The following is a 14,971-nucleotide window of genomic DNA, read 5'->3' on the forward strand; positions in this document are numbered from 1 at the left end:
TTCTTAAAATAAGAATTTAGGCTTCCAGCAAAGGCTGGAGCTTTTTATCGATTGCTTCTCGTGCTCGGAAGATACGTGATCTTACGGTCCCGACAGGACAATCCATGACTATGGCAATATCTTCGTAACTCATACCATCGAGTTCACGCAATGAGATGGCCATTCGTAATTCTTCAGGCAAGGTCTCTAATGTATCGAAAATCACTTTTTTGATTTCATCCGATAACATTAGCCGTTCTGGGGAGGCAAACTCCTTCAGCGCGTCACTACCTTCGTAATATTCGGCATCTTCTGCATCAACATCATTCGCAGGCGTTCTACGCCCCTGTGATACGAGATAATTCTTCGCAGTGTTTACTGCGATGCGGTACAACCAAGTATAAAATGCACTTTCACCGCGAAAGTTTGGCAAAGCTCTGTAAGCTTTGATAAACGCTTCCTGTGCGACATCAGCAACGTCCGCTTGGTTCCGTACATAACGGGATATCAAGCTAATGACTTTACTTTGATATTTAAGCACTAACAGGTTAAAAGCGTTTTTATCACCTTGTTGTACGCGCTCAACTAATTGTTGATCACTTAATTGTCCACTCATCCGAGCCGACTTCTCCTAAATCTAAAATGCTGATTTCTCAGTCGCTCGAATCATATTCACTTATGTAGACTCGCGGGCTTTGAAAAAGTTCTAAAAATTATACAAAAAAAGTAAGGTAAAAAGGAAAGTACCCATAATCGGTGAGTTGGTTTACCATAGTTGGCACTCTTCAGTCACATCATGATACCCGATGAAACAAGTAGTTGAACACCAATCTGACATATTAGTCATAGGTAGCGGTGCCGCAGGTCTGACACTAGCTTTGCATCTTGCTGAAAAAGCAAAAGTAATTCTGCTTTCAAAAGGCCCACTCTCGGAAGGGTCGACTTACTACGCCCAAGGCGGTATCGCCTCCGTCTTCGACGAAAGTGACACTATCGAATCCCATGTTGCAGACACCTTAATCGCAGGGGCGGGTTTATGTGACAAAGACGTTGTCACTTTCACGGCTGAAAATGCCAAGAGTGCGATGCAATGGCTTATCGAATGTGGCGTCGCCTTCGATAAAGAAGAAACCACAGACGGTAATGCAAAAGACGCACCTTACCATTTAACCCGTGAAGGCGGCCATAGCCACAGACGTATTCTGCACGCTGCCGATGCTACAGGCAAGGAAGTGCAAACCACACTGCAAGAGCGCGCACTCGCCCATCCCAATATTCAAGTTTTAGAACGCTATAACGCCATCGACCTCATCACCACCCGTAAGTTAAATCGCCCAGGTAATCGTGTGTTAGGCGCTTATGTGTGGAATCGTAATGAAGAACACGTCGAAACCGTTAAGGCCAAGTTTGTTGCGTTAGCAACAGGCGGTAGCTCTAAGGTTTATCAATATACCTCAAACCCCGATGTCGCTAGTGGTGATGGTATTGCCATGGCATGGCGTGCAGGTTGCCGCGTGGCGAATATGGAGTTCAACCAATTCCATCCGACGTGTTTATACCACGCAGATGCGCGCAACTTCTTACTCACCGAAGCCCTGCGTGGAGAAGGTGCTTATCTGCGTCGTCCTGATGGCAGCCGCTTTATGCCGGACTTTGATGAACGCGCTGAACTCGCTCCCCGTGACATCGTTGCCCGAGCCATCGACTACGAGATGAAACGTCTGGGTGCCGACTGTGTGTATCTGGATATCAGCCATAAAGATGCTGACTTTGTGATGAAGCATTTTCCGACCATCTATAGCCGTTGCTTAGATCTAGGAATTGATATCACTAAGGATGCGATTCCTGTGGTACCCGCCGCACACTATACCTGCGGTGGTGTGATGACAGATATGCACGGTCAGACGGATCTCAATGGTCTCTATGCTATTGGTGAAGTCGCCTATACGGGCTTACATGGTGCCAATCGTCTGGCGAGTAACTCGTTACTCGAATGTTTAGTGTTTGCCCGTGCGGCATCACAGGACATAGAAAGCCAACTGCATAAAATTCAAATCCCGGGACAAATTCCAGCATGGGATGAAAGTAAAGTGTCGAACTCTGATGAGGAAGTGGTCATCGCCCATAACTGGCACGAACTGCGGTTATTCATGTGGGACTACGTTGGAATTGTACGCTCTGATAAACGTCTAGAGCGAGCACTGCGCCGCTGCCTGATGTTACAGCAAGAAATTCAGGAATATTACAGTAACTTCAGGGTTAGCAATAACTTGCTCGAATTACGTAACTTAGTGCAAGTGGCCGAATTAATTATTCGCTGTGCCATGGAGCGTAAAGAAAGCCGTGGGCTGCATTTTAATATCGATCATCCAGAGAAATTAGACGCGCCTCGCCCAACAATTTTACTACCAGAAAAGTAACGGCATACGCATAGATTACTTCATCATAAACAGACTAAATCTCAGAATGAGGTTTAGTCTGTTGCATTTTAGCCCGCAGCAACAGCCGACATAAATGTCGATAGTCAGTATCGTCTAACATATCTGCCCAAACCAGCAAGAGCCGTAGCTGAGTATCCACTTTGATATAAATAAAGCAAACAAAGGGCGTGACCCAAGTGCGTTTTAGTACCTGAAAGTGCTCCCCCGTTGACAAACGTCCCTCGCCTTTATCACTCAGCACAAAATCTAAACGCCAATGCTGCAGTCGCCACAACTGCGACAGCAAAAAAATACTAACAAGTACGATAAACAAATATTTAAGCAGAGATAAGGCGATAATGTCGCTTTGGGGCCAAAGCAGAAATGAGCTAGAACAGACACCAATAAAAACGACCAACGAGAGTCGTTGGTCGAAAGAGGCTTTTACACTGAAACTATGGTGCCGGTCTTCCACGGACTTTCACTATCATACGAGCCAGTTCAATATCAGGGCACACTTCATGGCCCATAAACCAAGCAAACAATTCTGGATCTTCACATTCCAACAAACGGATAAACACGGTTTTATCTTCATCGGACATTTCTTGATAGAAGTTTTCAACAAAAGGTTGAAGCAAGACGTCTAATTCCAGCATCCCACGGCGACATGCCCAGCGAACCCTTGCGATGTTCATTAATTCCAAGGTATTTCTCCCAACACAGATTTGGCATTAGTCTATCAGTTCACTGACTAAAGTGTCGATTAACCCTTCATATTGACTTACAAAATTAGCATTGTTGTACTTGCGTATCGAGCCCCTCAAAGAGATCGCTAAAATCTGTATCCAATAATCGCTTTACCGCAGGATGTTGGATCATACGTTCGGCAAACATCACATGGTATTCCTCTTTCACATCGGTGGTTTCACCGAGCAAATTCATACCATGGGAAATCACTTCTTGGCGATAAATCGACGGTGTGACAAAAATACCTCGTTTAAGGTAACCAAAGGCTTTCATCATGGCCGCATCATCGAACTCACCTAAGATACTGACTTTAAGGTTTTGCTCGTCAAACCAGCGATATAGCTGTTGTCCAAGTGAGGTTCTGCGGCCGGGGATTAATAGCTGGCCTTGCTCTAAACAAGCCGGAAAATCAGCGCTATAAGTCTCAGCGGAGAAAAAACTCACGCCACACTCGCCCAATTTTTTAGATAAAATTTCAGGGTATTTCAGTGACTCACCTGCACAATCCGAAAGGATCATATCCAGTTTATGCTCACGTAAACGCGCCATTAGGCTCTCGTGAGTCGCCTCATAGCAGGCTAAGTGCATAGAATTGTCATTAGGCACTACAGATAATAAAACTCGGCTGACTAAAGCTTTAGATAAGGCATCGGCAATACCCACCTCGAATAACATGGCATCCGCTTTTTGATAATTAAGTAAATCGAGCATTTCATAGCTAAGGCTAAACATCTTATCGGCGTAGCGAAACACCAATTCACCTAACTCTGTCGCCTCCAATGTCCGCCCGACTCGCTTGAACAGACTGCCGTTTAACCTATCTTCTAAGGCACGAATTTGCCCTGTTATCGTTTGCGGCGTTAAACATAGGGCTTCGGCCGCCTTCGCGACTGAGCCCTTTTTCTTAATCATCCAAAAATAATACAAGTGGTTATAATTCAAGTGCAGCATGCTAACCCGCTGTTAATGCTCCCTCAAACGCCAAAGCGCTGAGGGGTTACTGTGTTATTTTAAACTCGATAGTTTAAAATCAGATGATTAAAAACCTGATGATTCCCAGTCAAGTTACTTTAAACGCTGGCAGTCGAGTAAGTTAGTAACTATGCCTTGTAACTGCTCCAAATCGGCAGCATTCCCCAGACTTACCGCTTCAGTGACTCCTGAAACTAAAACGTTACGTTCAGGAATACGTTCGGCGCAATAGGTTCGATTCGCTTCTTGGAAACGTTTACCACCGCGATACTTAAGTGCCCTCGATTCATAACCATTAGTTTCTAATCTCGCCCCTAAGGAATCAGATTTAAACATCAAAGCGCCATCCACTATTCCTTCAAGATAGCTTTGGCAAGTCTGCGAGTTTGCATCCTGATTACAGGCCGAAATTTGCGATGCCGTCGCGGTTGTCGATAAACATAAGAGCGTTGCTATTCCCATTAATTTCAACTTTATCATAGTTATACTCCTTTCTTAGGTAACACTTTTGATAACCAGAAATACCCGACTAACGCTGCCATAATCGAACCGATTAAGGTCCCTAGGCGTGCTAAGTCACCGTACATAGGGTCTGCATGTTCAAAGGCTAACGACGCAATAAACATAGACATAGTAAAACCAATACCGCACATGGCCGCGACGGGGGCAATTTGCTTCCAACCTACGCCATCGGGCAATTGAGCTAATTTTAGTTTCACCGCAATAAAGCTAAATAACATTACACCGATTGGCTTACCTAACATCAGGCCCAATGCAATACCAACAGGAACAGGAGAAATTAACGTCTCCAAATTCATATTGCCGACATAAACGCCCGCATTGGCAAAAGCAAACACTGGCAAAATGAGGAAAGTACTCCAAGGATGCAAACTATGCTCTAAGCCTTCTGAGGGTGAACTGCCATCCTTTGCCCGCAATGGAATACAAAAAGCAATGATGACGCCAGCCAGAGTCGCATGCACTCCAGACTTAAGTACGGCAACCCAAAGGATTAACCCTAAGATGCCATAGGGTAAAAGTGAGGTAACCCCTTTGCGGTTTAACCCAACCAAGCCCGCAATCGCTAAACTGGCAATCACTAAACTGATGGTTGATAAGTCGGTACTATAAAACAGCGCGATAATCACTATGACGCCTAAATCATCGATGATAGCTAAAGCAAGTAAGAAGACTTTCAGTGAAACAGGAACGCGGCTTCCGAGCAGTGCCATAATACCTAAGGCAAAGGCAATATCGGTCGCGGCAGGAATCGCCCAGCCCGCCTGTGTGACAGGATCACCATAGTTAAACAGTAAGTACACACCAGCAGGGACTAACATGCCGCCAATGGCAGCAAAGGTAGGCAGGGAAGCTTGAGCGACACTCGATAAGGCGCCTTCAAGTAACTCACGTTTCACTTCTAAACCAATCAGCAAAAAGAATATGGCCATCAAGCCATCGTTTATCCACAGGATGAGTGGCTTGTGTATGTTGAGCTCGCCAATTTTGACTTGAACGTCAGTGCCTAAAAAGCCTTGATAAAGTCCAGATAAGGGGGAATTGGCCATCAGCATGGCTAAGGCAACAGCAACCAATAACAGGATACCGCCAGCCGACTCTTGGCTCAGAAAATTTCTAATTGCTTTTTCCATCTTGCACTCCTAAAAATCATAATGAATTGAGTGTAGACGAATTGTAATGACAAATATAATCGTAAGTTTCTCCCTAACACCTCGGTTATCCCGAAGTGTTAGGCTAAAAAACATACATCACACAGCAACAGGGGCTTTGATATGAGGGTGTGGAGCGTAGTTTGTTAATTCAAAATCATCGAATTGATAGTCAAAAATCGACTCAGGTCTGCGTACAATAGTCATGGTCGGCAACGGTTTTGGATCACGACTTAACTGCAGTGCCGTCTGTTCCATATGATTAGAATATAAATGGGTATCGCCACCCGTCCACACAAAATCACCTAAGGCCAAGTCACATTGCTGGGCGACCATCATAGTTAACAAAGCATAACTGGCAATATTAAATGGCAAACCAAGAAACACATCACAACTACGCTGATACAGCTGACAAGATAATTTACCATCGGCTACATAGAACTGAAAAAACGCGTGGCACGGTGCCAAAGCCATTTTATCCAGTTCGCCCACGTTCCAAGCAGAAACAATAAGACGGCGAGAATCTGGCTGAGATTTTATCTGGGCGATAACTTGCGAAATCTGATCGATAGCATCACCACTCTGGGTTGGCCAACTGCGCCACTGGGCACCATAAACTGGGCCCAAATCGCCATTATCATCGGCCCATTCATCCCAAATGCTGACCTTGTTTTCGCGTAAATAGGCAACGTTAGTTTCACCCTTCAGAAACCACAGCAATTCATGGATGATAGAGCGCATATGGCATTTTTTGGTGCTCACCAAAGGAAAACCTTTGCTCAAATCGAAGCGCATTTGATAGCCAAATACCGAGCGAGTCCCAGTACCTGTGCGATCCGATTTATCCACGCCTTCGGCTAATATGTGCTTCATTAAGTCTAAATATTGTTTCATTGCTGCTTACCTTGCTTACGAAAAATCAAGTACAAACCGATTAACACCATAGGCACAGAGAGTATCTGCCCCATAGTCATAAATCCCCAGTAGAGTCCCAACTGTGTGTCGGGTTGCCTCACAGTTTCAACCATAATACGGAACATACCGTAACCGACTAAGAACATACCAGAGACTGCACCGACTTTATCGGTACGTTTGCTAAACCAGTAAAGTAATAGGAATAATGCTACGCCTTCAAGGGCGAACTGATACAACTGGGATGGATGACGTGGGTCAGGCCCACCAGTTGGAAACACCATAGCCCAAGGCAGATCAGTGGTTCGTCCCCAAAGCTCGCCGTTGATAAAGTTACCAATACGACCAGCGCCTAAACCAATAGGCACAACAGGTGCCACCATATCGGCGACAGCAAAAAAAGTACGTTTTTGTTTCCACGCGATATAGAGCATCGCCGTAATCACGCCCATCAAACCGCCGTGGAAGGACATGCCACCTTCGGAGATTTTAAATAAATAGAGGGGACTGGCGAGGAAATAATCTAAATGATAAAAAAGCACGTAACCGATACGGCCACCTAAAATCACCCCAAGAAAACCATAAAAGAGTAAATCTGAAACTTGCTCCCGCGTCCATATCCCCTTTGAACGGTCGGCTTGGCGGTTCAACAACCACATAGCCGCAACAAATCCGACTAAATAGGTAAAACCATACCAACGCAGTGCCGGTTCAAAGGTTTGTCCAAAAAGATTAAACGGTCCAAATGAAACGATCACGGGATCGATATTGGGGAAACTCAGCGCCATAACACATCCATTAGCAGCCTCAAACTGAGATAAACATAAAAACTAGGTCAGAATTAACTTAAGGCCGACACATAGAAGTAACAGTGCAAATATCTTTTTAAGTACAGGTGTTGGCCAAGTGCTCGCCGCTTTTACCCCCACAGGCGCCATCAAGACAGAAGTGATCACTAAACCAAACAATGCAGGTAAATAGATATAGCCTAAGGTACCATAGGGCAACTCAGGGGCATTCATTCCTGCAATAATATAGCCGAAACTGCCAGAAAGAGAGATTAAGAAGCCCATCGCCGCAGAAAAGCCCACGGCTTGACGCATCTGTAAACCATAAAAAGTCAAAAATGGCACTATCAGTATACCGCCACCTATCCCGGTCAAACCTGCCAAAACCGCAACAAAAGCCGATACAACAAAAAGCACTACTGAATTAGGTAATTGACGATTTGATTCGGCCTTAACGGGATAAGCCATTTGAATTGTCATTAAAATCACAAAGATGGCAAAACCTTGTTGTAACTTATCAGCGGGAATACGCTCAGCAATAAAACCTGAAGCCAGCGCGCCTATAATAAGGCCCGGTAACATTGATTTGAATAAATTCCAAGGCACATTGCCACGCTTATGGTGGGCACGTGCCGACGAAATAGAGGTGAGAATAATGGCTGCTAGCGAAGTGGCAATTGCAATATGGGGGAGCTGAGTAGAGCTAATACCGACCGATGGCAAAATATAAAGCAGTGCCGGCACTACAATCAAGCCGCCACCGATACCTAATAATCCTGCCATAAAGCCGACAAATGCGCCTAAAGCCAAGCAAATAAAGAACACCAACAACAAACTATCCACACGAGTACCTACAGCGTGATAAATTGAGGGCCTTAGCTTAAAGCAAAACACAGCATTAGTTAATTAAGAATTGTTGCTAGACCCTGCTGGGTCAAATATTCTTTAACCAGCTCACGCACTTGGAAGCCGTTTGATAGGCTCAGCGCTTTAGCAAGTAATTGATCTAAATCGGCCCGCGCAACACGACGCAATAGATAATTGATCCGCGCTAAACTGCCCTGATTCATACTCAACTGATCGTATCCCATAGCCACCAGCAAAATGGCCCCCATAGGTTCGCCCGCGAGCTCTCCACAGATACTAATATCGAGTTTATGGTATCGACAATCTAGGTGCGCCTGATGCAAAGCCCGCAATATTCCAGGATGATAACTGTCAAATAACGAGCTCACCCGCGGGTTATTACGGTCAACAGCCAGCAAATATTGGGTTAAATCATTACTACCAACAGAGACAAAATCCACTCGTTTTGCCACATCATCCAACTGATATAACATGGCAGGCACTTCGAGCATAATGCCTATTCGTGGCATCACTATGTCGCTGTTAACATCGTTTTTTAATTCGACATAGGCTTGTTGCAAATATTCTAAGGATTGATCGATTTCATCTAAGTTGCTGACCATAGGCAGCAAAATACTTAACTGTTTACCGTCTCCCCCAGCCTGTAGCATGGCCCGTAACTGCACCAAAAACAGCTCAGGATGATCCAGAGACAAGCGAATCCCGCGCCATCCAAGGAAAGGATTGTCTTCTTTAATCGGAAAATACGGTAAAGGTTTATCGCCTCCCACATCTAAAGTACGCATCACCACAGGTCGACCGGACGCGGCCGATAAGACCTGTTGATAGACTTTGACTTGCTCAGATTCACTCGGGAAGCGCTGTTGCAACATAAAAGGAATTTCAGTGCGATAAAGCCCAATACCGTCGGCGCCCTCTGCAATTTCAGAAGCCACACCACTGAGTAATCCCGCATTGAGATACAAGCGAATACGTGAACCATCTAAGGTTACAGAAGGCAGCGCTAATTCTTGGGCATACTGGCGTTGCAAGGCTTTTTGTGCCGAAATCAGGCTACGATACTCACCGACAATCGCAGGTGATGGCGACACCAATAACTGACCACGGCTTGCGTTTACGACTAAAAGTTTTTGGTCAATATTGGCGGATAACAGTTGCTCTACACCTGTAATAGCAGGCACACCTAAGGCGCGGGCTAAAATGGCGGCATGGGAGTTTACGCCACCAAGCTCAGTGACAATACCCGCAAGCTTTTGCCTTGGGAACTCAGCCAACATAGTCGCATCAGCTTCACGGGTAATGAGGATTACAGGTTTATCGGGCTCAAGCTCTAGACGTTCTGGCTCAATAAGTTGGCGCAATACTTTTTGACCTAAGTCGCGAATATCGCTAGCCCGCTCCTTAAGGTAAGGGTCTTCCATTGCTAAAAACTGTTGAATATAACGTAGAGACACTCGGCTCACAGCCGACTCAGCAGCCCAACCTAATTGCACTTCACGGGTATATTCGCCGCCTAAACTAGCATCATCGAGCAGTAACTGTAATGCATTGAAAATGGAGACAACTTCGTCATCTTGCTCGCGATCAAACCGTTGAGATAAGGCACCTATCGCTTCTTTACAACGCGCCATAGCCGTAGTTAAGCGACTCGATTCATAGGCAATATCGTCAGAACGCACCTCAGGCTGTTCAAGGGGGATTTCCCCACCAAGTACGAAGGCATACGCAATGGCGATACCGTTTGACGCTGAAGTACCTTGAAACAGAATTTGTTGATGATGGGAGCTGACTTGTGCTTTTTGTTTTAAGCCACGCACCGCCATCGCTAATTGGGCGGCGAGCGTCATCAGGAAGGCTTCTTCACCCTCACTGAATTGGCGAGCACTCGCCTGCTGTACCACTATCACCCCTACCACAGCCTTCTGGTAGATAATAGGTACAGCTAAAAAAGCGCGGTATTCTTCTTCGGCGACTTCAGGAAAAAGCTTAAACCTTGGATGAAGCCGAGCATCTGCTAAATTAACGGCCTCTTCTCGCTGGGCAGCGAGTCCAACTAAACCTTCAGTCAGCGGCATACGTACTCGACCAACGGCGCTTTTTTCAAGACCATCGGTTGCAGATAACACGAGTTCTTGCTCTTCTAGGATATAGATGGAGCAACATTGGGTTTCCATCGCCGCTTTAGTCGATGAAACTAAGATTTCTAATGCGGTTTCCAAACTGTGGGCAGATGCCACAGCCTGAGTAATATCCCTAAGCGTATTTAACACTGTTTTCAATCCTCTTTTGAAAATCAGCCTGTTGTTTTTTGTCTTCCCCGCTTCCTAGGTATTTCTAGGGTTTGGAATGACAATGCCGTTACCGCAAACTCTTTCATCACCTTACGATAAACATCACGCTTAAATGACACAACTTGCCGCACAGGATACCAATAACTTACCCAACGCCAATCGTCAAATTCAGGATGCCCAGAAGAACTCAAATTAATCGCACTATCTTGGCTTTTCAGTTGTAACAGAAACCACTTTTGTTTTTGCCCGATACACACAGGTTTACTGTCTTGCCTCACTAAACGCTTTGGCAAACGATAGCGCAACCAAGAACGGGTCGAGGTTAATATATGCACGTGTTCAGGTCTTAGGCCCACTTCTTCATACAACTCACGGTACATAGCCTCTTCTGCTGTCTCGCCATCATCGACGCCACCTTGAGGAAATTGCCATGAGTGTTGACCGAAACGTCTAGCCCACATGACTTGGCCATATCTGTTACAAATTATAATGCCCACATTTGCGCGAAAGCCGTCGCTATCAATCACATGGACTCCAAATCACATTAAATTTTAATAAACTGATTGTTTCATAAAGCTAGTCTCTCAGCAAACCTCTATTTTATCCTAAGCTTTGGATAACATCTGACTTAAAAGACATTTATCAACAATGCTAGGGGATGGAATCCGGGGATATCCACATTTTCTGTGGATATCTCTGTTTGAAACTCAGGTGAACTTGTTATAACGTTCAAAAAACATCTATTTACCATCGTTTTTAAAATTTAGCGTTAAAACTTAATAGCAAACAAATTCATAAACTTGCACATTAATCATGATTTATTTTAGACTAGAAAACCAATAAAGCTCATTATTTGACCAACAAGAAGTATTTCTATCATTCTCGCGATATTACTCAACTTTATACACAAATAGTGTCCACAACTGTCCACAAAAGCCAGAATAAATGCACTTTATTCGCATTGACTTAGGATTTTTATTAGGTTAAGAGGCTCACTTTACTGAGTTATCCATAATATCTGTGGATAAGTATGTGGGGAACGCAAGGGAAAGCAGAGAGTAACTTTGAACACTTTTTTGCAAAACGGGGGTTAACACGGATATAAAATTTAAAATCAGTTACTTAGAATAAAAACATTCGGTACAAGTTCACTCACCCTGTAGCGCTCATTTTTTAACCGCCATTGCTAAGCGGTTATTTTTAAGTAAAATCCAACCATGAATCGAATTATCCCCCCCGAAAATCTATCTGAACTACTCGAACGTGCCAACATGATGGCGGGCGTGAGTTTGGCGCAGATAGCAAGCCAAAGAAGCATTCGTGTCCCCAAGAATCTTAAACGCGATAAAGGTTGGGTCGGTCAATTAATCGAAATGGAATTAGGCGCAACGGCGGGTTCTAAACCTGAGCAAGATTTTCTGCATTTAGGGGTCGAGCTTAAAACTATCCCCATTGATACACAGGGGCGACCGCTGGAGACCACATATGTCTGCGTGGCGCCGCTATCGAATATCCAAGGATTAACCTGGCAAAACAGCTTAGTCTGCCATAAGTTACAGCGAGTACTTTGGGTACCCGTTGAAGGAGAGAGGCATATTCCTGTGGGTGAGCGCCGTATAGGTACACCAATATTGTGGGAACCGGATCCGCACGAGTTGCAATTACTGCAACAGGATTGGGAAGAGATCATGGAGCTTATCGCCCTAGGAAAAGTAGAGAGGCTTACAGCGCGCCACGGCGAAGTGCTGCAATTACGTCCTAAGGCCGCCAATAGTAAGGCGTTAACACAAAGCATTGCCGAAGATGGTAGCCTCAAAATGACCAACCCTAGGGGCTTTTATTTAAAGACCAGTTTCACTGCTATGATACTTAATAAGGTATTTGGTTAATTTTTAGTAACGATATGGACTTGGATTGATCCAGATCACAAATTTCACTGGCACTAAGGTGACTCTTTTCTATAAACTACGGCATCCTGAAATCACAGCCGTATTCGGATACCAATCAAGCAGTGAGAGCACGTAGACAAGCGAAAAAACTCCTTTTTGCGATTTTAGCTTGGGCGATTGCCATGGCTGCATTCGTGTTTTTTCGATATGCCCAATCACCAGAGCTGCCCCAATGGGCGGTAAGTTCGGCTGATCTCGCAACACTTGCTATCTACATGGGGATTATTTTCGGCAGCTTACATTGGATGTCGAACGTCATTGCCGATTTCAGTGCAATCAATCGCCTCCCCTATGTGTTTTCAGTCATCTTTAAGGGCTTGTTTTTATTACTGGGTGCTACGACGTTAGCTTACATGACTCAGTTTTTAAATATGTGAGCCATCGAAAATCACATGTCGACCCTCAGACAAATGCTGACGGCGCACATTCTCTATAGTCCTTCATTCCAAGCATTGATCGTATATTTGGTCGTTGTACGAGTCAGCTTAGCTTTTGTCGAGCAAATGGCATTATTAGTCGGGCCGCGTATTTTACTCAACATAGGCCTTGGTAAATACCACAAGCCAAGATACGAGCAGCGCTTATTCCTCTATTTAGACATGGTCGCCTCAACCACACATGCCGAATCACTTGGCGATTACCGCTTTAGTCGATTGATCCAAGACAGCTTTAGTTTACTTTCAGATACAGTGTCCAATAACGAAGCTGAAATCTACCGCTATATGGGAGATGCAGTGCTGCTTCACTGGCCATTAGAAGAAGGGATAGTTCACGACCGCTGCATGAATATTTATTTTGAATTTAGCCAACAACTGAACTGGCAACGCCGCTACTTTGAAGAGCATTATGGCTTTGTGCCGAAATTTAAAGCGGCGGCCCATTGTGGCCAAGTCGTCGCTGCAGTTGTTGGTGTACAGAAACAAGAAATTAGTTTCTTTAGTGACGTGCTCAATACCTTAGCAAGACTGCAAGATCAATGTAATCCACTAGGACAGCGCATGTTGATTTCAGGCGCACTCGCAGGACGTTTAGATAACCCCAACACTCAGTATCACCTATCAAATCTAGGCCCAGTCAAACTCAAAGGGAAACAACACTCAATTGAAGTGTTTGGCGTTTCCCCGCTCTGATTTGTAATCGACTTTAAGCTTTAGCTTGAATTAATGCTTTGCAGTTACAGTCAGTTTATTCCTCGTCCTTAGCTAATAATTTTTGGATCATTAAACCTAAAGTGCGGAAAGTTAAGATCCGACTGGTGGTTTGACGCCAGACCAGGCCGATATCACGGTAAGGTGCCTCACCCGGTGGCGTCATCACCACTAAATCTGTGTCATTCAAAATACCCGCGTCAATGGCCATTTGCGGAAGAAACGTGGTGCCCAGTTTACTGTTCACCATCTGCACTAAAGTATGCAAACTGGTGGCGGCAAACGGATTGACTTTCGCACTATCACCTAGCTGACATGCAGTAATAGCATGGCCTGTGATGCAATGCTCACTTTGCAGAAGAAAAATACTCTCGTCCGGCAGAGTTTGATAATCAATAGGTTGATGTATGCCACCCGCTAAATCTTTGTGGGCCACCATTTTGAAAGGATCTATGCCCACTTTCATGCTGTGGTAACCGCTAGTATCAACGGGTAGCGCTAGGATCAATAAGTCCAGCTCTCCTTTACCTAAAGCATCTAGCAAACGCTCAGTGGTATCTTCCTTCAATAATAAACTCATCGCCGGATAAGATTGCTGACACTGGCGGATCACACGACTCAATAGGAAAGGCGCTATGGTTGGAATACAGCCTAAGCGAATATCCCCCGTCATCGGCTCACCTTGATTTTTCACTAATTCCACCAAATCATCCACATCAGTGAGAATTTTACGGGCGCGCTGCACCACTTCTTCACCAATGGCGGTAAACATAAATGACTTATGGTCTCGCTCAATCAACTGATGTCCTAACTGCTCTTCTAGGTTTTGGATCCCACTTGAAAGCGTTGATTGACTGACAAAACACACCTTAGCGGCGCGGTTAAAATTCTGCTCTTGATGGAGATTCACCAAATAGAATAAGTTTTTTAAGCTAGGTAAACTTTTCATTTTCTCGATTGCCATGAAGGTTATGAATTAAGAAATTAAATCTACTTTAGCATAAGTGATGAGCAATAACGCGGCATAAGATATCAGGATTGTGACCCGAATCGATATTCAATCGGTTCACCGTAAAACTTAAGTGGGAGTAACAAAATAAGATGGGAAAAGCGCTAACAAGAAAATGTCGAAAACAACAAACTTAATCGTAAAACCAATGCAAGATTCACTCAATTGAGCGCAACAATAGACATTATTGCTGCGCCTTAACTTACCTTAGCAAGTAAT

At 44.6% G+C, this 14,971-nt stretch carries 14 protein-coding genes and 1 pseudogene; 3 read left to right on the forward strand and 12 right to left on the reverse strand.

What is annotated here, in order from left to right; all coding sequences use genetic code 11:
- Nucleotides 1–16: 16 nt before the first annotated feature.
- On the reverse strand, nucleotides 17–595 hold the full coding sequence (rpoE, locus tag L5M51_RS13715) for an RNA polymerase sigma factor RpoE (protein WP_028760826.1): 579 nt from the start codon (nucleotides 593–595) through the stop codon (nucleotides 17–19).
- Between the two features lie 190 nt (nucleotides 596–785).
- Here rpoE and nadB point away from each other — a divergent pair, with 190 nt between their 5' ends.
- The gene (nadB, locus tag L5M51_RS13720; RefSeq protein WP_028760827.1) at nucleotides 786–2,399 is read left to right on the forward strand and encodes an L-aspartate oxidase; all 1,614 of its coding nucleotides are present in this window, start codon (nucleotides 786–788) and stop codon (nucleotides 2,397–2,399) included.
- A 34-nt stretch (nucleotides 2,400–2,433) separates the two neighbouring features.
- On the opposite strand, the gene L5M51_RS13725 is transcribed toward nadB, so the two are convergent.
- From L5M51_RS13725 to rppH, 10 genes are all read right to left on the reverse strand, one after another.
- Nucleotides 2,434–2,874, reverse strand: a complete 441-nt coding sequence (locus L5M51_RS13725) for a protein YgfX (protein WP_263146060.1) — start codon at nucleotides 2,872–2,874, stop codon at nucleotides 2,434–2,436.
- Nucleotides 2,855–3,103, reverse strand: coding sequence for a succinate dehydrogenase assembly factor 2 (locus L5M51_RS13730; protein WP_173246130.1), 249 nt, complete (start codon nucleotides 3,101–3,103; stop codon nucleotides 2,855–2,857). Before L5M51_RS13730 ends, L5M51_RS13725 begins: the two co-directional genes overlap by 20 nt.
- Before the next feature lie 85 nt (nucleotides 3,104–3,188).
- The gene (gene nhaR / locus L5M51_RS13735; RefSeq protein WP_028760830.1) at nucleotides 3,189–4,097 is read right to left on the reverse strand and encodes a transcriptional activator NhaR; all 909 of its coding nucleotides are present in this window, start codon (nucleotides 4,095–4,097) and stop codon (nucleotides 3,189–3,191) included.
- 114 nt (nucleotides 4,098–4,211) lie between these two features.
- Complete coding sequence (locus tag L5M51_RS13740; protein WP_105249860.1) at nucleotides 4,212–4,598, reverse strand: hypothetical protein; 387 nt, start codon at nucleotides 4,596–4,598, stop codon at nucleotides 4,212–4,214.
- Nucleotides 4,599–4,600: 2 nt separating this feature from the next.
- Nucleotides 4,601–5,770 carry a Na+/H+ antiporter NhaA gene (nhaA, locus tag L5M51_RS13745; RefSeq protein WP_168823431.1) on the reverse strand — a complete coding sequence of 390 codons (1,170 nt, stop codon included), beginning with the start codon at nucleotides 5,768–5,770 and terminating at the stop codon, nucleotides 4,601–4,603.
- Between the two features lie 117 nt (nucleotides 5,771–5,887).
- Nucleotides 5,888–6,682, reverse strand: coding sequence for a thymidylate synthase (gene thyA / locus L5M51_RS13750; protein WP_105249861.1), 795 nt, complete (start codon nucleotides 6,680–6,682; stop codon nucleotides 5,888–5,890).
- Nucleotides 6,679–7,488 (reverse strand): prolipoprotein diacylglyceryl transferase, encoded by an 810-nt coding sequence (lgt, locus tag L5M51_RS13755; RefSeq protein WP_263173312.1) that lies wholly within the window; start codon nucleotides 7,486–7,488, stop codon nucleotides 6,679–6,681. Before lgt ends, thyA begins: the two co-directional genes overlap by 4 nt.
- A gap of 42 nt (nucleotides 7,489–7,530) precedes the next feature.
- Nucleotides 7,531–8,331, reverse strand: coding sequence for a sulfite exporter TauE/SafE family protein (locus L5M51_RS13760; RefSeq protein ID WP_113940671.1), 801 nt, complete (start codon nucleotides 8,329–8,331; stop codon nucleotides 7,531–7,533).
- Nucleotides 8,332–8,390: 59 nt separating this feature from the next.
- Nucleotides 8,391–10,625, reverse strand: coding sequence for a phosphoenolpyruvate--protein phosphotransferase (gene ptsP / locus L5M51_RS13765; protein ID WP_212599981.1), 2,235 nt, complete (start codon nucleotides 10,623–10,625; stop codon nucleotides 8,391–8,393).
- Nucleotides 10,626–10,648: 23 nt separating this feature from the next.
- Entirely contained in the window at nucleotides 10,649–11,173 is a 525-nt protein-coding gene (gene rppH, locus L5M51_RS13770; protein ID WP_006080762.1) for an RNA pyrophosphohydrolase, read from the reverse strand.
- A 690-nt stretch (nucleotides 11,174–11,863) separates the two neighbouring features.
- Between rppH and mutH the strand changes: the two genes are divergently transcribed.
- Complete coding sequence (gene mutH / locus L5M51_RS13775; protein WP_263173313.1) at nucleotides 11,864–12,535, forward strand: DNA mismatch repair endonuclease MutH; 672 nt, start codon at nucleotides 11,864–11,866, stop codon at nucleotides 12,533–12,535.
- A gap of 122 nt (nucleotides 12,536–12,657) precedes the next feature.
- A pseudogene (locus L5M51_RS13780) lies at nucleotides 12,658–13,725 on the forward strand (adenylate/guanylate cyclase domain-containing protein).
- A gap of 55 nt (nucleotides 13,726–13,780) precedes the next feature.
- On the opposite strand, the gene oxyR reads toward L5M51_RS13780, so the two are convergent.
- On the reverse strand, nucleotides 13,781–14,692 hold the full coding sequence (gene oxyR, locus L5M51_RS13785; protein WP_028760839.1) for a hydrogen peroxide-inducible genes transcriptional activator OxyR: 912 nt from the start codon (nucleotides 14,690–14,692) through the stop codon (nucleotides 13,781–13,783).
- Nucleotides 14,693–14,971: the final 279 nt, after the last annotated feature.

It is taken from the genome of Shewanella sp. SM73 (assembly GCF_025653795.1).
GTDB classification, from domain to species: Bacteria; Pseudomonadota; Gammaproteobacteria; order Enterobacterales; family Shewanellaceae; genus Shewanella; species Shewanella oncorhynchi.